This is a genomic window from Bacteroides cutis (genome assembly GCF_900241005.1).
Lineage (GTDB): Bacteria > Bacteroidota > Bacteroidia > Bacteroidales > Bacteroidaceae > Bacteroides > Bacteroides cutis.
The window spans coordinates 465,470-487,211 of sequence record NZ_OEST01000002.1; the positions used below are offsets into that span (position 1 = coordinate 465,470).

The 21,742-nt window shown below is 39.7% G+C and carries 20 protein-coding genes; 6 read left to right on the top strand and 14 right to left on the bottom strand.

Translation table 11 applies throughout. From position 1 onward, the window contains the following. Window positions 1-35: 35 nt before the first annotated feature. From C1A09_RS06005 to C1A09_RS06025, 5 genes are all read right to left on the bottom strand, one after another. Window positions 36-3,158: an efflux RND transporter permease subunit gene (locus C1A09_RS06005; protein WP_101542813.1), complete on the bottom strand. Its 3,123-nt coding sequence runs from the start codon at window positions 3,156-3,158 to the stop codon at window positions 36-38. A 30-nt stretch (window positions 3,159-3,188) separates the two neighbouring features. Continuing rightward, window positions 3,189-4,289, bottom strand: a complete 1,101-nt coding sequence (locus C1A09_RS06010) for an efflux RND transporter periplasmic adaptor subunit (protein WP_101542990.1) — start codon at window positions 4,287-4,289, stop codon at window positions 3,189-3,191. A 22-nt stretch (window positions 4,290-4,311) separates the two neighbouring features. Then, window positions 4,312-5,727 (bottom strand): efflux transporter outer membrane subunit, encoded by a 1,416-nt coding sequence (locus tag C1A09_RS06015; RefSeq protein WP_101542814.1) that lies wholly within the window; start codon window positions 5,725-5,727, stop codon window positions 4,312-4,314. A gap of 81 nt (window positions 5,728-5,808) precedes the next feature. Further along, entirely contained in the window at window positions 5,809-6,636 is an 828-nt protein-coding gene (locus C1A09_RS06020) for a zinc ribbon domain-containing protein (protein ID WP_101542815.1), read from the bottom strand. 5 nt (window positions 6,637-6,641) lie between these two features. Then, complete coding sequence (locus tag C1A09_RS06025; protein ID WP_101542816.1) at window positions 6,642-7,736, bottom strand: Nif3-like dinuclear metal center hexameric protein; 1,095 nt, start codon at window positions 7,734-7,736, stop codon at window positions 6,642-6,644. Window positions 7,737-7,842: 106 nt separating this feature from the next. Between C1A09_RS06025 and C1A09_RS06030 the strand changes: the two genes are divergently transcribed. Then, window positions 7,843-8,241, top strand: a complete 399-nt coding sequence (locus tag C1A09_RS06030; RefSeq protein WP_101542817.1) for a DUF4891 domain-containing protein — start codon at window positions 7,843-7,845, stop codon at window positions 8,239-8,241. Window positions 8,242-8,246: 5 nt separating this feature from the next. Here C1A09_RS06030 and C1A09_RS06035 read toward each other — a convergent pair whose 3' ends face one another. From C1A09_RS06035 to C1A09_RS06045, 3 genes are all read right to left on the bottom strand, one after another. Further along, complete coding sequence (locus C1A09_RS06035; RefSeq protein WP_101542818.1) at window positions 8,247-9,041, bottom strand: ABC transporter permease; 795 nt, start codon at window positions 9,039-9,041, stop codon at window positions 8,247-8,249. A gap of 61 nt (window positions 9,042-9,102) precedes the next feature. Continuing rightward, the gene (locus C1A09_RS06040; protein ID WP_101542991.1) at window positions 9,103-9,384 is read right to left on the bottom strand and encodes a hypothetical protein; all 282 of its coding nucleotides are present in this window, start codon (window positions 9,382-9,384) and stop codon (window positions 9,103-9,105) included. Window positions 9,385-9,395: 11 nt separating this feature from the next. After that, entirely contained in the window at window positions 9,396-10,019 is a 624-nt protein-coding gene (locus C1A09_RS06045) for an ABC transporter ATP-binding protein (protein ID WP_101542819.1), read from the bottom strand. A 90-nt stretch (window positions 10,020-10,109) separates the two neighbouring features. Between C1A09_RS06045 and C1A09_RS06050 the strand changes: the two genes are divergently transcribed. From C1A09_RS06050 to C1A09_RS06060, 3 genes are read left to right on the top strand one after another with little or no spacing between them, the layout of a single operon-like run. Further along, window positions 10,110-10,646 (top strand): ferredoxin domain-containing protein, encoded by a 537-nt coding sequence (locus C1A09_RS06050; protein WP_101542820.1) that lies wholly within the window; start codon window positions 10,110-10,112, stop codon window positions 10,644-10,646. An 18-nt stretch (window positions 10,647-10,664) separates the two neighbouring features. Then, window positions 10,665-11,780: an agmatine deiminase family protein gene (locus C1A09_RS06055; RefSeq protein ID WP_101542821.1), complete on the top strand. Its 1,116-nt coding sequence runs from the start codon at window positions 10,665-10,667 to the stop codon at window positions 11,778-11,780. A 58-nt stretch (window positions 11,781-11,838) separates the two neighbouring features. Beyond that, the gene (locus C1A09_RS06060) at window positions 11,839-12,726 is read left to right on the top strand and encodes a carbon-nitrogen hydrolase (RefSeq protein WP_101542992.1); all 888 of its coding nucleotides are present in this window, start codon (window positions 11,839-11,841) and stop codon (window positions 12,724-12,726) included. A gap of 1 nt (window position 12,727) precedes the next feature. Here C1A09_RS06060 and C1A09_RS06065 read toward each other — a convergent pair whose 3' ends face one another. The 3 genes from C1A09_RS06065 to C1A09_RS06075 form a co-directional block, all read right to left on the bottom strand. Then, window positions 12,728-13,108, bottom strand: coding sequence for a GtrA family protein (locus tag C1A09_RS06065; RefSeq protein WP_101542993.1), 381 nt, complete (start codon window positions 13,106-13,108; stop codon window positions 12,728-12,730). 19 nt (window positions 13,109-13,127) lie between these two features. Then, the gene (gene aspS / locus C1A09_RS06070) at window positions 13,128-14,885 is read right to left on the bottom strand and encodes an aspartate--tRNA ligase (protein ID WP_101542822.1); all 1,758 of its coding nucleotides are present in this window, start codon (window positions 14,883-14,885) and stop codon (window positions 13,128-13,130) included. Between the two features lie 154 nt (window positions 14,886-15,039). Then, a complete protein-coding gene (locus C1A09_RS06075) occupies window positions 15,040-16,083 on the bottom strand; it encodes a diacylglycerol/lipid kinase family protein (RefSeq protein WP_101542823.1) in 1,044 nt (347 codons plus the stop codon). Window positions 16,084-16,291: 208 nt separating this feature from the next. On the opposite strand from C1A09_RS06075, the gene spt reads away from it, so the two are divergent. Continuing rightward, entirely contained in the window at window positions 16,292-17,479 is a 1,188-nt protein-coding gene (gene spt, locus C1A09_RS06080; RefSeq protein WP_101542824.1) for a serine palmitoyltransferase, read from the top strand. A gap of 183 nt (window positions 17,480-17,662) precedes the next feature. Further along, on the top strand, window positions 17,663-18,349 hold the full coding sequence (locus C1A09_RS06085) for a hypothetical protein (protein WP_101542825.1): 687 nt from the start codon (window positions 17,663-17,665) through the stop codon (window positions 18,347-18,349). Here the strand turns inward: C1A09_RS06085 and C1A09_RS06090 are convergent. The 3 genes from C1A09_RS06090 to C1A09_RS16295 all read right to left on the bottom strand — a co-directional run bounded on the left by C1A09_RS06090 (window position 18,323) and on the right by C1A09_RS16295 (window position 21,624). Then, on the bottom strand, window positions 18,323-20,662 hold the full coding sequence (locus tag C1A09_RS06090) for an ABC transporter permease (RefSeq protein WP_101542826.1): 2,340 nt from the start codon (window positions 20,660-20,662) through the stop codon (window positions 18,323-18,325). The two genes, C1A09_RS06085 and C1A09_RS06090, sit on opposite strands and share 27 nt — an antisense overlap. Before the next feature lie 87 nt (window positions 20,663-20,749). Further along, complete coding sequence (locus C1A09_RS06095) at window positions 20,750-21,424, bottom strand: ABC transporter ATP-binding protein (RefSeq protein ID WP_101542827.1); 675 nt, start codon at window positions 21,422-21,424, stop codon at window positions 20,750-20,752. Window positions 21,425-21,462: 38 nt separating this feature from the next. After that, window positions 21,463-21,624: a hypothetical protein gene (locus C1A09_RS16295; protein WP_158557846.1), complete on the bottom strand. Its 162-nt coding sequence runs from the start codon at window positions 21,622-21,624 to the stop codon at window positions 21,463-21,465. Window positions 21,625-21,742: the final 118 nt, after the last annotated feature.

A 21,742-nucleotide genomic window follows, 5' to 3' on the forward strand; every position in this document is an offset into this window, starting at 1 on the left:
GTTGGGTAGTCTTTATATGAAAACTACGTTTCCTCTCACTTCACTTCCTTCTTACTGCTGAACTTCTCCTGCAACTTCTGCATCAGTTCATAGAAATTCGGAATATAAACCGTAGCAAGTAATGTATTTAAAGCCATACCAAACACTACGGCGGCACCAAGGGCAACACGGCTACCCGCTCCCGCTCCTGTTGCAAATAATAATGGCATCACACCCAACACAAATGCCAGCGAAGTCATCAGGATTGGGCGTAGCCGGATATGCCCCGCCTGGAAAGCAGCATCGCGGATAGAATTACCTTGTGCGCGGAAATCACGGGCAAATTCCACTATCAGAATACCATTTTTAGCAGAAAGAGCAACAAGCAGAATTATACCGATTTGAGTATAAATACTGACCGGTGTCCCCATAACGTAGCATCCAAACATGGCACCGAGCAAAGCTACCGGAAGTCCCATAACCGCCGCCACCGGACTGGTCCAACTCTCGTATTGAGCAGCAAGAACAAGGAATGCTACAATCAATGCCATAATGAAAACTACGGAAGTAGTTGTTCCCGCCTGTGTTTCCTGATAGGCCACTGATGTCCACTCGTAACCGAACTCATTGCCAAGCTGGTCTTTTATCAGGTTTTCCATTTGCTTGATAGCTTCTCCCGAACTACTTCCAGGAGCTATATTACAAGTAACGGCAGCGGTGGAATACATATTATAACGATTAATTTGATCCATGCCCAACCGCTCCTCCACCCGGGTAAATGACGAGAAAGGAACCATTTCTCCCGAAGCATTTGGAACACTCAAATTCAGCACATCTCCGATGATACGCTGGGCGTGGTCACCCGCTCCCAGTTTTACCTGATAAATATGCCCGAATTGTACATAATCATTCACGTATGCATCTCCCATATAATATCCCAAAGCAGTAAACACACCGTTCAGTGGAATCCCCATGAGTTGCACTTTGTCACGATCGATATCCAGGAAATACTGTGGTACATTTGCCTGATATTGACTACTGACAGATGCCAATGCAGGATAATCATGATAATTCTCCATCAGTGTTTCTATAGCACGTTGCATTTCAGTGGAACCGAGGTTATGACGATCCTCCAATTGCAACTGCAAGCCCCCCGTAGCTCCCAAACCGGGAATGGCGGGAGGAACCATAGCGAATATTTCAGCTTCTTGTATACTATATGCCTCCATATTGAAACGTTGGACAACGGCGGCAGCCGTATGCTTCTTACCTTTACGCTGATCCCAGTTCTTCAACACGACAAAATAGGTAGCGGCATTACTTTGTTCACCTCCTCCCATTACCGAAAAGCCGGAAATGCCGATATAATCTTTTACTTCCGGATAGGTATCCAATATCGCATTGATTTGTCGGCCAACCACTTGAGTACGTTCCAAACTTGAAGCCGGAGGTAGTTGTACCACAGCCAAGAAATAACCATCATCCTCCTCAGGAATAAATGTAGAGGGCCATTTAACGAACATCATAATGGCAATCAACGTGAAAACAGCATAAGACAATACTGCTGCCGACGGACGTTTCAGCAGAAAGTTTACTATTTTGTCATACGCACCTTGTGTCTTATCATACAAGTGATTAAATCCTTTATAAAGAGGAAATTTAGAAGGTTTTGTAGGTTGCAGCATCAATGCGCAAAGTGCCGGTGTAAGTGTCAATGAGTTTATTCCACTCAATACGGTACTGGCGGCAATTGTCAAAGCAAATTGTTTATATAGCTGCCCTGAAATACCACTCACCAGCGTAGTCGGTATGAATACTGCCAACAACACCAAAACTACTCCTACAATAGGACCTGTAATCTCCCCCATCGCCTCCGTAACAGCCTGGCGTGCTGAGTATTTTCCCGTATCCAATAAACGGGTGGAGTTCTCCACCACCACGATGGCATCGTCTACCACGATGGCTACGGCAAGTATCAACCCGAACAACGTCAATGTATTGATAGAAAAGCCAAACAATGCCATAATTGCCAACGTACCAACCAGTGACACGGGAATTGTGATACAAGGTATGATAACCGCCCGCCAGTTCTGGAGGAAAAGGAAGATAACAAATACAACAAGGATGGTAGTTTCGAGAAAAGTCACCATCACTTCGTCAATAGAAGCATGGATAACGTCTGTTGTATCCAGCGTTACATCATATTGTATACCTACCGGAAAATTCTGCGTAAGTTCCTGCATCTTCGCCTTCACCCCTTTGGATACATCCAGCGAATTGCTACCCGGTTGCTGATAAATGGCAATGGCAGCAGTAGGTTTTCCATCAAGCTGTGAAACAACGCTATACGAAGCTGAACCAAGATCAATCTTAGCCACATCACCCAACCGCAGTATCTTCCCTCCCGCTTCGGTACGCAAAATAATATTACCGAATTCTTCGGGAGAAGTAAGCCGGCCCTTTACGGTCAAACTATATTGGTATGCATTTTTATTATCATCGCCAACGGGTTGTCCCACGTTTCCGGCACTCACCTCTACGTTTTGCGCCTGAATGGCCTGATACACATCAACAGGTGAAAGATTACGGATACGCATGGCAGCGGGATCCAACCAAATACGCATGGAGTAATCGCCCGCCCCCATTACATTGACTGCCCCCACACCGGGAACACGCGTCAACTGGTCTACGAGGTTCAGTTTGGCATAATTGCTAAGGTATAATCCATCGTAATCTTTACTGTCTGATTTCATCGTGAGAAACATCACTATGTTACTCGACTGCTTCTGTACCGTGACACCTTGTACCACAACAGGAGTCGGCAATGAGGACTGGGCTACACTGACACGATTTTGTACCTGTACGGTAGCCATATCGATGTCCGTACCTACTGCAAAAGTAATTGTCAAAGAGTAAGCTCCTGAAGAAGAAGAATTGGAAGACATATAAAGCATTCCATCTACTCCGTTGACTTGTTGCTCGATAGGGATACCCACCGTTTGGGCTACTGTCTGCGCATTGGCTCCCGGATAAACGGCACTCACCTGTACGGTGGGAGGCGTTATCTCAGGATATTGTGCAATAGGAAGGATATTGAGTGTGACCAATCCTGCCACGACGATAAGCAACGCCAGTACGGTAGCGAATATAGGACGGTCTATGAAAAACTTTGAGAACATATGGTCTTATTTATTAAAATGAGTCAATAATCAGTTGCCAACGGGATGAACTTTCATCCCGTCCCTTACTTTCATCAATGCTTTGGTAACATAGCGTTCTTGCGGAGAAAGCCCTTCCTTTATCTGGCGAAGGCTATCTCCTACTAATTGTCCGGTTTCAATATGCCGGTAGCGGACAATATCCGAATCATTGACGATATAGATATATTTTCCCAACTGGTCGGTACCGATAGAAGCATCGGGTATCAGTACCGCTTGTTTTTGTTCCCCGTAAGGTAGAGTGATACTGACGTATAATCCGCTTCTCAATAGTCCTTTGGGATTATCCAGACGGGCACGAATATCCAACGTTCCGGTATTCAGGTTTACGTTAGGCGAAAGATAGTCCAAAGTAGCCGGATAACTCGAAACTCCGTCTTTTCCCAGACTGACAGCCACTTTCCGCGGAATGGAGTCTCCTTGTTGCATCAACATAGAAATCCACTGATTATCAGATACATTAAAATAAGTATACAGATGATCATCCTTGTAGATAGTGGCCAATGTTACAGGTTGTATTCCTCCACTGATATAACTTCCAACATCAGCCCGATTGCGACTGACAGTCCCGTCAAACGGGGCGCGAATGGTACAATAACTCAAATTGGTACGAGCCGTATTCAGTGCTGCTTCTGCGTTGCTTACGGCAGCCTGTGAAGTTGCTACATTCGATTTGGACTGTAATACTTGGATTTGACTGACCGCATCCGTCTTTACAGCTTCCTGCATACGTTCATAGTTATTCTGTGCATATTCCAGATTGGCATGGGCCGTTTTAAGTGTAGCTTCTGCCTGATGCACATTATCCAGATATACCGTAGGTTCGATGACAAAAAGTACTTGTCCCTGACGTACCCGGCTACCCGGTGCATAGGCTATGGTTTGTAAAGTTCCGTTAACTCTGCCTACCAGATCCACCGTCTTTTCAGAAGTCAGATAGCCCGGGTATTCTTTCGTCAATGTAATGTCTTGCACAGATGGACGGGCCACACTTATTTCCGGAACAGGTATTGTACGTACCGTTTCTTTTTTATTCCCACACCCTGCCAATAACGGCAAGATAAATAAAGTGATATACATTTGATTTTTCATATATATGTTTCGGCTTAAATTATCAATTATCAATTAACTCATATCCTCCTCCCAATGCTTTGTAAAGTGATATTAACTGTTGTAATGAACCACCTTGTGCCTGTACAAGCTGATTTTGGTAAGTTAGCAATGACCTAAGAGCATCCAATACATTTTGAAAAGGTGACAACCCCTGTTTGTACAGATCCAAAGACAGTTTCAACGTTTCTTCACCTTGGTTACATACTTCACGCAAAGCAACAATCTGTTGTATGGAATTATGGTATCCGTTCATGGCATTATCCGTTTCTTGTACGGCAGTAAGTACCGTCTGATTAAACTGATGGATCGTTTCGTCCAGTTGTGCACGTGCCAATCGAGTAGCATTCACCAACTTGGTACCACTGAATAATGTCCAAGTGACACTTGGGGCTATCTCAAAAGTCATACTGTTCTGTTTGGTTAAATCTTTTATATCACGCGAAGAATAACCGATAGAACCTTTTAGGAAAAACTGAGGCAACCAATCGCTTTTCGAGGCACCTAACAGGGCGGCTTGTGCATTGACTTGCCGTTCAGCTTGGCGAATATCAGGACGGCGAAGTAACAGGTCAGCAGGAATTCCCATCCCGATGAGTTCTATATAGTCAGGTAGCTTCGAGGTTCTTTCCAATATAGGACGGATATATTGGGGATAAGTACCCAACAAGACAGCAAGGGCTGTAACATACTGATTGATACCCGATTCCAATTGCGGAATAGAAGCTTTAGTACTGTAATATACAGATTTGGCTTGTGATACGTCCAGTTTAGACACAAGTCCCGTCTTATAACGCGTTTCAGTAATACCGAGTACAGCCGCTTGAGTATTACAGTTATCAGTTACGACTTTCAGTTCTTGTTGTAACTCCCGTAAACCGATGTAGGCAGATGCCACTTGGGCACACAAGGAAATCATGACAGAGGTATACTCCTCTTTACTGGCCGCAAAATTTTCCCGCTGTGCTTTAACCCGCTGACGGATACTGCCAAATACATCCAGCTCCCAACTAGTATTAAGAGAAGCGCTATAAACTGAAGAAATAGATTTGGGAAGTGAACTTACATTTCCACTACTCTGCTCCCGTTCCCACCCGGCATCCAATGAAATAGAAGGAAAGAAAGCACCTCGTTGTATCCGCAAATTCGCCTGCGCCATGTTTATACGATCCATAGCAGATAATACGGAAAAATTTTGTGTAGATGCTACTGAGATAAGCGAGTCCAACACCGGGTCGGCAAAGACTTCCCACCATTTGTCGTCTACGGGTTGTATCTGTTCACTAAACAGATTATCATCTCTCGAAATCCCCCAACCTTGCGGAAGCTTTGTTCCCAAATAGCGGTTGCCTTTCTGAGCCAATGCCGCAGAACATAGACATAAAACGAGCAGCATACTGCTCCAGCTTTTTATATTCATAAAAAAAGGTTTAGGTTGTTATAATATTGGGATCATAACAACCTAAACCTCTATTTGTTTATCGCAATTACTGCAGATACATTAAGCTTCTGTGGCTTTCTTTCTGCTTCTTGTTGCTTTTTCTTTTATCGGTTCCTCTTTAATCTCCGGAGCTATACCCGCCAATTCCGGGTCAATCATGATACGTCCGCAATACTCACAAACGATAATTTTCTTACGAGAACGGATATCCAACTGCCTCTGAGGCGGGATTTTGTTAAAACATCCACCACAGGCATCACGTTGTACATATACAATACCCAAACCGTTGCGTGAATTTTTACGGATACGCTTGAATGACTGGAGCAAACGCGGTTCGATTTTAGTCTCAAGGTCTTTAGCTTTATCTCTCAGTTTTTCTTCTTCTTGCTTGGTTTCAGATACAATCTCATCCAATTCGTTCTTCTTTACATCAAGATCTTTCTGCCTTTCTTCAAGAGCAGCAATACTTTCTGCCGCTTCAGCGGATTTTTCAACTTCTTGTTCGGAAAATTCTTTAATTCTCTTTTCACAAAGTTCGATTTCCAAAGTCTGGAATTCGATTTCTTTGCTCAAGAAGTCGTACTCACGGTTGTTACGTACATTTTCTTGTTGCTCTTTATATTTTGCTACGGAAGCTTTTGCTGTTTCAATTTCCACCTTCTTACCGGCGATAGCAGATTTCAGTTCGGCAACTTCTGCCTTTATTCTTTCAATACGGGTACTCAAACCGGCAATTTCGTCTTCCAAGTCTTGTACTTCCAAAGGAAGTTCACCTCTCAACGTCTTGATTTCATCAATTTTAGACAGCATTGTCTGCAACTGGAACAAAGCTTTCAACTTTTGCTCTACTGTCAATTCCTGGGGATCTTTTTTTGCTTCTTTAGCCATTTTACTTACATGTATTTTATGGGATTTGTATTCACTTTGGTCATTTGAACCGCAAAATTAGGAAACAAATCCCGGATTATTGTATAAAAAATTTCTTTTGTATATTGTTCGCTTTCGTAATGTCCTATCTCTGCCAACAGGATGTCCGAATCGTGTCCAAAATAGTCATGGTACTTTATTTCACCGGTAATAAAAACGTCCGCATGATTGCCGATGGCCAATGACATAAGGAATGCTCCCGCACCACCACACAAGGCTACTTTCTGGATTTCGCGTCCGGTCAGTTTATTATGGCGCAAACATTCCACCTCAAATGTTTTCTTGATACGTTTCAAGAATTCAAGTTCTGTTTCAGGAGTTTCCAATTCACCGATAATACCAGCTCCGGCTTGTGTCCAAGAGTCCTGCAAAGGATAAAGATCGAATACAGGCTCTTCATAAGGATGTGTAGCGAGCAATACTTTAACGACTTCCTCTTTTTTATAAGCAGGTAATATAGTTTCTATGCGCACTTCTTTTTCAATATGCAATTCTCCAATCTCTCCACAATAGGGATGTGCCCCCTTCTTCGCACGAAACACTCCCTCACCTTCCACATTATAACTGCACGAATCATAATTGCCAATACATCCACATCCGACTGATGATAATACTTCACGTACTTTTTCAGCACAAGCCGTAGGAACAAAAGTTACTAACTTCAGCAACGCATTTTCCTTAACTTCCAATATGCGCACGTTTTTCAAACCTATTTTCTCGGCAATCTTAAAGTTCACCCCTCCTACCACATTGTCCAGATTAGTATGGGCAGAATATATCACAAGATCATTTTTAATGGCCTTCAATATACAACGTTCCACATAATCCTTTCCAGTAATGGACTTATAACCCTTAAAAATGAGAGGATGATGTGATATGACAAGATTGTATCCTAACGCAATCGCTTCATCCAGTATGGCTTCAGTAACGTCAAGACACAACAAAGCCCCTGTTGCTTCCGCATCTGTCAATCCAATTTGCAAACCGGCGTTATCAAATCCGTCTTGCAATGGCAGAGGCGCGAACCGTTCAAGGGCGCTAACTATCTCCTTAATTTTCATTATTAGTAGAAAATTTGGTTGCAAATATAGCAAAAAGTGGTGAATTCAAGGGAGCTTTTACGCTTTTTTTGTATATTTGAAGTCGACAAAACCCAATATAACCATTATGAAGATACTAATACTTTTGTTTTTCTCTTTGTTTATAACATTATCTTCCTGCCGTTATACAGGACAGACGCAAAATGACAGACAAGATTCCGATGAACAATATGTGGATACCACGCCGAAAGCTACGACTATCCTTTGGGTAGACAAAAAAAATAGTGGTGGTAAGAAAGACGACTTTCCAATCCCTGTACGTACGGTAAAAGTAAAAGCCAACATTCACACATCGGGCAAAGTAGAAATTCTGTCATACACGAAACCCCAGAAGAACCGCGTGAAGCACTATTTACAAGAAAGATTAGAAGTATTCAGAATTACCAAGGCAATGTTGGATAGTGGTTTTGTAAAACCGGGCGTACAGTATGTACAAATCCGCTATATGCCGGAAAAGTTACAATAATCAGGCTATTTCTTCTTCTCTATCATAACCGGTAATAGTTTGCCGTATACGTCGAACGATTTGCGCGATGCCAATGAAATAGTAATCATCAATGAAAGCATAGATGCCGTAAAAGTGATTACCATAATCATCATTTGGTATTTGATAGCAATATTCGGACTACTTCCTCCCAGTATCTGGCCTATCATTGTTCCCGGAAAAGCGACCAAACCCATTACAGAAATATTGGCTATCAAGGGACTGAATGACTTGATGATGGCCTGACGGATGAATGGTGCTTGCGCCTCTGCACGGGTAGCCCCATTACCAAGCAAGTAACGATATAGTTGTTGCTCGCGTTTCAGTCCACTATAATAAGTATTGAGAGCTATCACATTACTAGACAGCATATTTCCCATCAATATACCGAAAATGGGAATAAAATATTGAGCACTGAATATATTCTCAAGGCGAAGTACGATACCGATGAAATACATTCCTACACATACCACACTACACAGAAACCCTACTGAAATAGGAATAAGCAAAACTTTACGCTTCAGTTGCGTACGCGACAAAGCGGTTTGTGAGGCTACGAATATCATAACAATCACCCACAGGAAGTTTATCCACGGATTATTCCACAAGAAAAGATATTTCAAATAGACTCCTATAAAAAAAAGTTGTACAATCATACGTGCCGTACCTACAATGGTTGCACGTACCAATCCGGTTTTGAATTTCCAGATATAGAACAAGGGTATCAGTAATAACAGCAGCCCGATACCCAAACTAAGATAAGATATGTCTATGGTTCCCATGAAACAATTTAACTACTTTTTAGTAATATACCATTCAAATACAGATTACATATACAAACCGTCAACGGATGAATATAATTACCAATACCGAAGCAATAATAATACAGACACTGACACAAATCAAGGTCATTATTACGTTGTAATTGAGTTCCGATCGTTCTTTCTTCTTTGTCAACTTCGCTATTTCTTCCATGTCTTCGAAAGTGGTATTCTGAGGTATACCATTACTTTTTTCATACATCTTATTCAAACGTTCGTTCAAACGTTCCCGGCGAAGGTTACGCATGTCACGGTTCTCCTTATCACGCCGTATCATATCGAAAACAAATCCTGCAAAGCTCATAGTATATTTGTTTATTTCATAATTATATGCTGGTCGCATCCTTCTGCAAAGCCCTCATCATGAGACACTGCAAGTATGGCACTTCCTTTTTCGGTCTGTTTCCGAAAAAACGCAAGGACTTTTCCGGTAGTATCTGAATCGAGTGCAGACGTTGGTTCATCAACGATGGTGAGAGATTTGCCAATCATCGAAGCCACGGCTATCATCATACGTTGACGCTGACCGCCGGAAACTTCATTGACCCGTTTGTAATATAACTCACGATCCAAACCCAAATCTTGAAAACAGGCAAATAGACGTTCTTCTGAAAAAGGAGTATTCCGATTGGCTTTCAAGCTGAAAGGAAGTTGTACCATATCTTTCACCCACTCCAATGGCAAAGCCAACTCTTGTGGTATCCAAGCTATCTGTTTGCGAATGTGATCTATACTATTCTTTTCCAGCAGGATACCGTTTACTGTAATTCGACCTACTTTCAAAGGGATAAATCCCAATATGGCATTTAGCAGAGAAGTCTTCCCACATCCCGAAGAGCCAGAAATACTCACTATCTCCCCCTTATCTACTTGTAAGTTGAAACCGGAAAAGAGTACTTCGTTACCATATGCAATACTGGCATTTTCTATTTGTAACATGAATATTTTTCTTTAATCTTTCTATATTTACAAAAGTACAGAAAAAATAATTGTACTATCTTTGTCTCACTAATTAATTTAGAAAAAAATATGATACAGAACGAAAGGGATTGCCGCCATGAACATGTATTGAATGTGGCAAGGCAAATGATGACTGCTGCACGTACAGCACCCAAAGGTAAAGGTATTGATGTAATTGAGACTGCTTTGGTTACAGGTGACGACCTCAAAAAGTTATCGAACAAGATGATTGCCATGGCCGAAGAACTAGGTATGAAGTTTTTTCTGCGTGATGCCGGAAACATTCTGCAGGCAGAATGTGTAATTATAATAGGTACGCGCGAACAGGCACAAGGATTGAACTGTGGACACTGCGGTTTCCCTACTTGTGTAGAACGTCTTGAGGGTGTACCATGTGCCTTGAACACGGTTGATGTAGGCATTGCTTTGGGCTCTGCTTGTGCAATGGCGGCTGATATGCGGGTAGATACCCGTGTGATGTTCTCTGCCGGACTTGCCGTACAACGGTTGGAGTGGTTGAAGAACTGTAAGACCGTATTTGCCATTCCAGTGAGTGCATCTTCCAAAAATCCGTTCTTTGATAGAAAACCTAAAGAAGAAAAATAAATTAACGCATTAAAATACATGGGAATTGTCGTTGGATTGCCACATGGTGGAGCATCTGAAAAGGATTATCAGGTGCAGTTTGGTAAGAACATAAGCATTCAAGTAGAAATACGTGCTCCGTATTTGCCGGCAGAGTGGGCTATGCAGAGTGGCATACAGTTGACTTGGCCTCACATCGGTACGGACTGGGCCTATATGCTTGAAGAAGTCCAAAAATGCTTTGTTACGATTGCTACCGAGATTACTAAACGCGAATTATTACTTATCGTGACTCCTACCCCCGATGAGGTGAGAAAGCAAATCTCTGCAACAGTGAATATGGAGAATGTTCGTTTTCTGAAATGTGACACAAATGATACTTGGGCACGCGATCACGGTGCCATTACTATGTTGGATATTGACGGACCTTCCCTGCTTGACTTTACATTCAATGGTTGGGGGCTGAAGTTTGCTTCAGATAAAGATAATGAAATTACCCGCCGAGCTGTAGAAGCCGAAGTTTTAAAAGGAAAATATGTCAATCGTTTGGGATTTGTCCTGGAAGGCGGTTCTATCGAAAGCGATGGTGCAGGTACTTTGCTTACTACTTCTGAATGTCTATTGTCTTCCAATAGAAACGGACAGATGAATAAAGTGGAAATTGAAGAATTTCTTCGTTCTACCTTCCATTTGGAACGGATACTTTGGCTTGATTATGGTTATTTAGTCGGAGATGACACCGATAGCCACATTGATACGCTTGCCCGTTTCAGTTCTACCAATACGATTGTTTATGTACAATGTAATGATGTACAAGATGAACATTATGAAGAACTTCATAAAATGGAAGAACAACTGAAAACATTCCGCACTTTGAACGGAGAACCTTATCGTTTGTTGGCGTTACCTATGGCTGATAAGATTGAAGTAGAAGGTGAACGGTTACCTGCTACATATGCTAACTTTTTGATTATGAACGATGTGATACTATATCCAACCTATAACCAACCAAGTAATGACGCACGTGCCAAAGAGGTATTACAGGAAGCGTTCCCCAATCACGAAATTATAGGTATAGATTGCTGTGCCTTGATAAAACAACATGGGTCATTACATTGTGTCACAATGCAATATCCTGTTGGAGTATTAAAATAATATTAGATTACAGAAACGAAACTGTTAATTTATAAATCGTAAAATAACAAATATGCATATGGCAAGAAAGATAAAAGTTGGTATAATTCAGCAAGCCAATACTTCGGATATACGTACAAATCTGATAAATTTGGCAAAAAGTATTGAAATATGTGCCGTACATGGGGCACAATTGGTCGTTTTACAGGAATTACACAACTCTTTGTACTTTTGTCAGACGGAGAATACACAATTGTTTGATTTGGCGGAAACAATTCCCGGACCTTCCACAGGTTTCTATTCGGAACTGGCAGCAGCCAACGATATTGTGCTTGTTACCTCTCTGTTCGAGAAACGTGCTCCAGGTTTGTATCATAATACGGCTGTTGTATTTGAACGTGATGGAAGTATCGCAGGCAAATATCGGAAGATGCACATACCCGATGATCCCGCTTATTATGAAAAATTCTATTTCACTCCCGGAGATATCGGTTTTGAGCCTATTCAAACCTCACTTGGAAAACTAGGCGTATTGGTCTGTTGGGATCAATGGTATCCCGAAGCAGCCCGCCTGATGGCACTCAAAGGTGCTGAAATATTGATTTATCCTACTGCCATCGGCTGGGAAAGCAGCGATACAGACGAAGAAAAAAAACGTCAGCTGAATGCCTGGATTATTTCACAACGTGGACATGCGGTAGCCAATGGTTTGCCGGTAATATCGGTAAATCGCGTGGGGCATGAACCTGATCCGTCCATGCAGACTAACGGTATACTGTTCTGGGGAAACAGTTTTATCGTCGGTCCCCAAGGGGAATTTCTTGCACAGGCCGGAAATGATAGTCCTGAAAATATTGTGGTAGAAATAGATATGGAACGTTCTGAAAACGTACGCCGTTGGTGGCCTTTTTTGCGCGATCGCAGGATAGATGCATACGAAGGATTGACGAAACGATTTTTAGATTAATTTATTTGAATGTAACCCGTTTATTCATCAAGAAATTAACTCCTCCATAGACAAATAAACCCAGAAATTGAGATAGGTATTCATCGCAATTCAAACCTTCGACCAGTCCGATCAAAAAGAGGAATTGTGCTCCGTAGGCCATTCCAAAAGCCACAGAAAAGAGCAACACTTGACGCCAAGTGTTGCCTCTTTTTTCTGTAGGAAATATCCAATACTTGCACCAGATAAAATTATGTATCTGCGCTAGTGTATAAGCAGTTATGTTGGAGAGCATGTAATTGATATCCAATTCATCCATCATTATCCAGATAGTGGTTGCCATAATCAAGGCATTCAACGTACCGACTATCATAAAGCGGAAAATTCGTGTGGACTCTTTCACTCTCTCCTGTTCTATATTTTTATTCTTTGATGTCGACAATCAGATTTAATTCGTCCAATTGTTTCTGATCGATACTTGAAGGAGCATCCAGCATAACATCCCGTCCACTATTATTCTTCGGGAATGCAATACAGTCACGGATACTGTCAAGACCGGCAAAGATACTTACCCAACGGTCGAGTCCGTATGCTAAACCACCATGAGGAGGTGCACCGTACTTGAAAGCATTCATTAAGAAGCCAAATTGTTCCTGGGCTTTCTCCGGAGTAAATCCAAGAATTTCGAACATCTTGGCCTGTAACTGTGCATCATGGATACGAATAGAACCACCACCTACTTCAATGCCATTACATACCATGTCGTATGCATCAGCACGAACCGCAGCCGGATCTGTATCCAACAAAGGAATATCTTCATCTTTAGGATGGGTGAACGGATGATGCATTGCCATCAGACGCCCCTCTTCATCACTCCATTCAAACATTGGAAAATCAACCACCCATAAAAGAGCAAATTTATTCTTATCACGTAACCCTAATTGATTACCCATTTCAAGACGCAACTCATTCAGTTGTTTACGGGTCTTCATGGCATCATCACCACTTAAAATCAGAATCAAATCGCCCGGCTGTGCATTGAACGCAGCTTTCATTTCCTGCAAAACTTCCTGAGTATAGAACTTGTCAACACTCGATTTTACATTTCCATCAGCTTCCACACGGGCATAAACCATACCTTTGGCACCAATCTGCGGTCTTTTCACAAATTCGGTCAATGCATCCAGTTGCTTACGGGTATAGTGTGCAGCACCTTCTGCACAAATACCGCCAATATATACGGCATTATCAAAAACAGAGAAACCATGACCTTTCATGATATCCATCAGCTCTACAAACTTCATACCAAATCGGAGATCAGGCTTATCGCTACCATAATATTTCATGGCATCTGCCCATGGCATACGTAAAAATGGTTCAGTCAATTCCACACCACGAATTTCCTTGAACAAATATTTAGCCATACCCTCAAAAAGGTTAATGATATCATCTTGTTCAACGAAAGACATTTCGCAGTCAATCTGGGTAAACTCAGGTTGACGGTCAGCACGCAGGTCTTCATCACGAAAACACTTTGCAATCTGAAAATAACGGTCGAATCCGGAAACCATTAACAATTGTTTCAGAGTTTGTGGACTTTGAGGTAAAGCATAAAACTGTCCCGGGTTCATACGTGAAGGCACTACGAAATCTCGTGCCCCTTCCGGAGTAGAACCGACCAAAATGGGGGTTTCTACTTCGATAAAACCTTGATTATCCAAATATTTACGGACTTCGATCGTCATCTTATGACGTAGTTCCAAATTCTTACGCACGTTTGCACGACGTAAATCCAGATAACGATACTTCATACGTATATCATCACCACCATCTGTATTCTCTTCGATAGTGAAAGGAGGCGTCAAAGCTACATTCAACACATTCAATTCTGAAACGATGATTTCAATATCTCCAGTAGGAATATTTTGATTTTTGCTAAAACGTTCATTTACTGTACCTGTAATCTGAATGACATATTCACGCCCCAGATGATTGGCCTGGTCACAAAGCTCAGCGTTTATTTCTTCATTGAATACTAATTGGGTAATTCCGTAACGATCGCGAAGGTCAATGAAAGTCATACCTCCCATTTTACGGCTGCGCTGTACCCAACCTGCCAATGTCACTTGTTTATTAACGTCGGAGATACGTAATTCTCCGCAGGTGTGTGATCTATACATTTTTATATCTAAATTTATTGATTTACAATTTGACTATACATTTAATATACTTTGTATAATTATCATGCAAAAATACATAAAACTATTATAGAGACATCAAATTAAGAAAAGATTATTTTAGCCATAGTATCAATACATATAAATTATGGTGTAATCAGTTCTTTGTGAACTTTTTTAATTGCTCCTTACTTCTATCCAATATTTTTCTATTTTTATGTGTAATGTCTTCCATAATGGAGTCATTAATCTGTTTGAGTCCGTTTATATAATCTTGAGCACGTTGTAAAACGTTAGACGTATCTTTCTCTACATTCCGAGGAACAATAACCTGTAATCCTTTCTGGATAATCCTTACATCTATATATTCTCCCATCATCATTGGATCACCGTCAAAATGTACTACCCCTTGTTTAGTGCGATGTATACGAAGTGTCTGACAACGGAAAGTTTTGATACGGCTATTTTGGTCAATCGTTTTATTAAATAATTGAAAAGACAAGGCGGGTACATCCAACACTGTAAAAGGTTCTAATATCGTAACGTCCAATAGACCATCGTTTAAAGTAGCTTGTGGAGCAATATAAGCATTATTACCATATTGCGAAGCATTTCCACAAGCTATCAGAAAAGCTTTATAGCGTGAAGTGTTACCATCCATTTCAAGTTCATAAGTTTCAGGACGATACTTTAAACTCTCCAGCAATGTTTTTTCCAAATAAGTCAGTGGTCCTCTTCTACCTGCTTTTGAAAATTGCAGACTGACAAAAGCATCAAAACCGACACCACATGTACAAAAAAACGGTACATCATTTATTTTACCATAATCAATAATATCTATCAGACCATCATTGATTATATCAATCGCTTTTTTTATTTCCATCGGAATTTGCAAATGACGTGCAAGCCCATTCCCTGAACCACAAGGGATAATACCTAAAGCAGTTTTTGTATGCACCAATGAGCGGGCTATTTCATTGATCGTTCCATCTCCACCAATGGCAACAACTGCAAAAACCTTTTCTTTAGCTTTTTGCGCAGCTATCTCCACAGCATGTCCTGCCCATTCAGTATATATAACTTCGGGAATATATTTATCCTTATCCAGTTTTTGATCAAGCCATTTCAAAATCTGCTCCTTACTTTGTGTGCCAGATATCGGATTTATTATAAATGATATTCTTTTCTTATTATCCTCCATGCGAAAGAAATGTTATAATGCAATTCTCTAGTCTTGCAAAAGTAATATAATTCCTTTAAAAATTAACCATCTGACTGTTTTAAAACGAATAGAAGCAGATTTTTTAGAGTAAATGGAACATATAACAACATATTTTGCTATCTTTGCCCCCTGTTTTTAAGGACTCGTATTTAATAGAATTAAATATTCATTATATAATAGACATTTCATGGGTTTACTACAAGACAAATTTGCGAAATACGACCTGCCGCAACAGTTTATGGCAAAAGGCGTATATCCTTATTTCCGTACAATTAATAGCCATCAGGATACTGAAGTAATGATGGATGGCAAGAAAGTTCTGATGTTCGGTTCGAATGCGTACATGGGACTTACTTATGACAAACGAATTATTGACGCTTCAATAGCCGCTACAGAAAAATACGGTACAGGTTGTGCTGGTTCCCGTTTTTTGAATGGTACTCTTGATATACACGTTGAACTGGAAAAAGAATTGGCCGAGTTCGTTGGAAAAGATGAATCTCTCTGTTTCTCCACCGGTTTCACTGTTAATGAAGGTATTATCCCCGCTGTTGTAGGACGTGGTGACTATATTATATGTGATGATCGTGACCACGCTTCTATCGTAGATGGACGCCGTCTATCTTTTGCCACACAACTGAAGTATAAGCACAACGATATGGAAGATCTTGAAAAGGAACTCCAAAAATGTGAACCGGATGCTATAAAGTTGATTGTTGTTGACGGAGTATTTTCTATGGAAGGTGATTTAGCTAATTTACCGGAAATTGTTCGCCTGAAGAAGAAATATAATGCCAGCATTTATGTAGATGAAGCCCACGGTTTAGGTGTTTTCGGAAAACAAGGTCGTGGTGTTTGTGACCATTTTGGAGTTACTGAAGATGTTGATTTAATTATGGGAACATTCAGTAAATCATTAGCTTCTATCGGTGGGTTTGTTGCCGGTGACAAAGAGGTTATTAATTGGTTGCGTCATAATGCTCGTTCTTATATATTCCAAGCAAGTAGTACTCCAGCTGCAACAGCTGCTGCTCGTGAGGCACTTCATATTATTAAATCTGAACCAGAACGAATCCAGCGTTTGTGGGATATCACCAACTATGCATTAAAAAAATTCCGTGATGCAGGTTTCGAGATAGGTGAAACAGAATCTCCTATTATACCTTTATATGTACGCGATACCGAGAAAACATTCGTAGTAACAAAAATGGCTTTTGATGAAGGAATTTTCATTAATCCAGTTATCCCGCCTGCATGTGCACCTCAGGATACATTGGTACGTGTAGCTTTGATGGCTACTCACACCAAGGAGCAAGTAGATTATGCAGTAGATAAACTGACTAAATGTTTTAAATCACTTGGAGTGATAAAATAAATTTTATAAGAATATTTTTAAAGAGGTAAAAATCAAACAAATGATTTTTACCTCTTTTTCTTTTATAGGGAATATACTTTTAACATACTGCTTACTTTATTTTAAATATTATATCTTTTCTCTTTTAAATTTCTGATAATTAAGTATCTTTGTCACATTATTAATGAAAAACACATCTTTCGCATGAGAAAACAAGATTTTTTTTTCGTTTTGGCATTGATTGCATTTTTTTTGCCATTCTTTATAAGTGAGCCCATTTATGATTGGTATAAGTCATTCAATGCATCACATGGTATGGTAATGAGTTTTCTAAAGTTTGGTATCCTTGCAACATTGGGTGAAATGTTAGGGCTTCGTATCAGTGCCGGAGTATACAATCGAAAAGGATTTGGTGTTTTTCCTCGTGCTATTGTATGGGGAGTACTAGGGATGGGTATCAATATGGCTATGATCGTTTTCTCAAAAGGAGTTCCACAATTCATGATATATATGGGAATGACAGACGCTTCAACCATTATCAACGGTGACTTCTGTTTAGATAAACTATGGGTGGCACTTGCTATTTCCGTTACAATGAATACGATATTCGCCCCTGTATTTATGACATTCCATAAAATTACAGATATACACATATTGAATTGTGGTGGTTCTCTTCTTAGCATAATCACCCCTATCCCAATGACACGTATCATCACGCACCTGAATTGGAATTCCCAGTGGAATTTTGTTTTTAAGAAAACAATTCCTTTCTTCTGGTATCCGGCACACACTATCACATTTCTCCTTCCTGGAGAAATGCGGGTACTTTTTGCTGCCATCTTAGGAGTAGTTCTCGGAGTACTTTTAGCTATTGCTGCACGGATGAAGTGAAGTAATAGCTGTACGATATCCATTTAAACATACCGTAAACAGAGTGACACCAATCGTGAAAAGTAAAGGCAACAGGAAATGGTATATATTGAGAGTTATATGATATGCAAACTGTTGTAGCCAACCAGTCATAAAATAATAAGTAATAGGAATAATTACTAGAAATGCAATTCCTATATAACTAAGAAATGGATAATTAATAAGCCATAAGATTTGGAGAATGGATGCACCATGTATTTTTCGGATATTAATTTCATATTTACGCTGTTCTATAGTATAACGAGTGATACCAAACAATCCAAAGAGAGTAAGGAACAGGCTGATACAAGCATACATCAACAAAATATGCGAAAAACTTGAAACCTTCTGATTATATGATACGAATTCAGAATGTATATCCTTATATTTGAAAGGGACACCTGGATATTTTTTCTCATATAACCCACATAATTGATTGACTATTCCATCTTTATAACCAGATTTTACTTTTATAACTAAAACTGAGAAATTATCTTGCGGAGTATCGTAAAGAAACATACGTAATGGAGCTACCTGATCTGTCATAGAATACTTCTTGAAATCTTTCATTACTCCGATTATTATACCTTTTGCCAGCTCTTCTTTTAAACCTATATACTTGGAAATAGGTTGTCCTATAGGATTTTCTCCTTCTGGAACAAGTAAATGTATAAATGTCTCATTGACCAATGTCGGTTGTGGAACCCGGGATATAAGGTGAAATGTTTGAGTGGAATCCAACAACTCAAGATGATGGATTGTCAGGAAGTCAATAGTTTCTTCATATAATTCCAACATCAACAAATTTTCGTCAATGTTATCTTTACCAGGAATAGCTAAACTCATAGGATAAATCCCTTTGTTTGAAACTACAACATTCTCGACTCCTTCTATATTCTTCACTTCATTCATCCATGTTTTTATAGGAGTATCTGTATGTGTTTCAGAGTATATGTTAATAATATTCTCATAACGTTCTCCCTCTCGCTCAATCAAATGCATCTGTGCACGGATAATCATGAAAGCACCCATCAATCCAATAGAAATCATAAATTGTAATATAACCAATACACCTACGATGAAACGTTTCTTACGTCCGGTAAAGAAGTTACGATAATTGGTTTCAGATATTGAATGTAATTTATGACTCATATAACTTGCTGGTATAACTGATAGTATAACTATAAATAGTAAAATAAAGGAAAATATCTGCCACGAAAACAAATAAGCCATTGTCAGGTGTGTGGAAACAATACCATTAAACACCGACAACAGATCGCTCATCAATAATAGAGATAAAAGAAATGCTACAAAAACCATCAAGAAAGTATCCAGAAATAGTTGGTAACGTATCTGTTTTTTAGTAGCTCCCATCACAGATTCAATATGAAGCATGTGCACTTGCCGTAACAGGCGAGAAAAACTGAGATTTATAAAATTAAAACAGCCAATGAACAAAATAAGTATGGCAGACAGCAATCCCACGTTTAGTAAGGTACTCTGCTGATGCCTCATATTCTGATTACTATCTTTTACCGTAGAATCAAAGTAAGATTCTTGTAATGTTTGTGTACGGAAATATCCCTTACCCGTTAAAGTCGGTAATTCAGTTTGCTCAAATCGTTGCCGAAAACTTTTAATATCAGTTCCTTCTCTAAGTAAAAGCATACAATCAGCCCCCTTAGTAGCTTCCAATGATAAAAGAATATCCATTTGTAACATACTTTGTTCCGGTTGACTATAAACCGCAACAATACGATTTGTAGACACCCCTGATAATAAAATATCCACATTTTTCCCTATACAATCTTTTGTACCAAAGCATTTTCTAGCAAACTGTTCACTAACAGCTATTTCTCCGGGTTTAAGTAAAGCATCTTGTACATTTCCGGCTATATTACGAAAAGGGAAAAAGTCTATTAACGTTGAGTCTGCTGCAACTATTTTCCAATCCTGAAATTCCTGTCCGTCTATTTTTACTCTTGCATTACCAAATGTTTGTGTACGTAGATATGATTCTACTTCGGAAAACTCTGATACTATCTGCGGAACACTCCCACCATAAATAAATGTCCCCTCTACTTCTTGTTGAGCAAAAGGTAGACTTTGAATTAATCGAAGAATACGATTTCTGTTTGGATTATTACTTTCAATATTATACTCATGTATCACAAATGCCATTAATAAAATGGTACAAGCAATACCAATGACCAAACTAATAAGAGAGATAGCAACAAACAATTTATTCCGTTTCCAGCTTCTTATCATTAATTTCAAGGAAAGACAAGAGTTCATAGCTTTATTTTTTATTGTAATAGGAAATGGAGGTACAGCCTTACTTTTATTCTTCCTGTGTCCCCCCAGTATGTAGACAGATATCTGTTACAAATTAGTTTCTGTCATTACCTGTCCATCAAACAAATTGATGGTACGTCCTGCATATCCTGCATCATGTTGTGAATGGGTTACCATAACAATAGTAGTACCTTCTTTATTCAATTCACTCAACAACTCCATTACTTCCTTTCCGTTTTTGGAGTCCAAATTACCAGTAGGCTCATCGGCCAGTATCAAATTCGGATTGGCAACAACAGCACGTGCTATGGCCACACGTTGCTGTTGACCTCCGGAAAGCTGTTGCGGAAAATGTTTACTACGGTGCATGATAGCCATACGCTCCATCGTAGTTTCTACGCGACGCTTGCGTTCGGCGGAAGGGATACCCATGTATAATAATGGAAGTTCGATATTTTCATACACATTCAGTTCATCAATCAGATTAAAACTTTGAAATACAAAGCCGACAATCCCCTTACGCAAATTAGTTCGTTGAGCTTCTGTGTATTTGGAAACTTCTATCCCATTTAGATAATATTCTCCGCTTGTGGGATTGTCCAACAATCCTAAAATATTGAGCAAAGTTGATTTACCACAACCAGAAGGTCCCATAATCGCCACAAACTCACCTTCTTTTACTTCAATATTCACATCATTCAAAGCCAAAGTTTGTACTTCTTCGGTTCTGAAAATTTTCTGCAAATTTACTGTTTTAATCATAATGCTTTGTTTTTATAATTTATAATATATTAATTCTCTTATTCACTTTTAATAACCTCAGCCGGATTTTCATTAGCAGTACACCATACCCGCCAACTAATACAAACAATAATCATCATGATAATAGCAACAAAGATGTATAGGAAGATCCATCCACTGATAACTATCTGTCTTTCATAATTTTCCAGCCAGTTTTTCATCAAAAATAACCTATTTATAAAGCAATGAGGGCAGCTATAACGACTTGTATCAGATATTCTTAAAAAAATAAAAACAATATGTCTCTCACTCGTGCACCATTTACTTTCCGAATAGCTA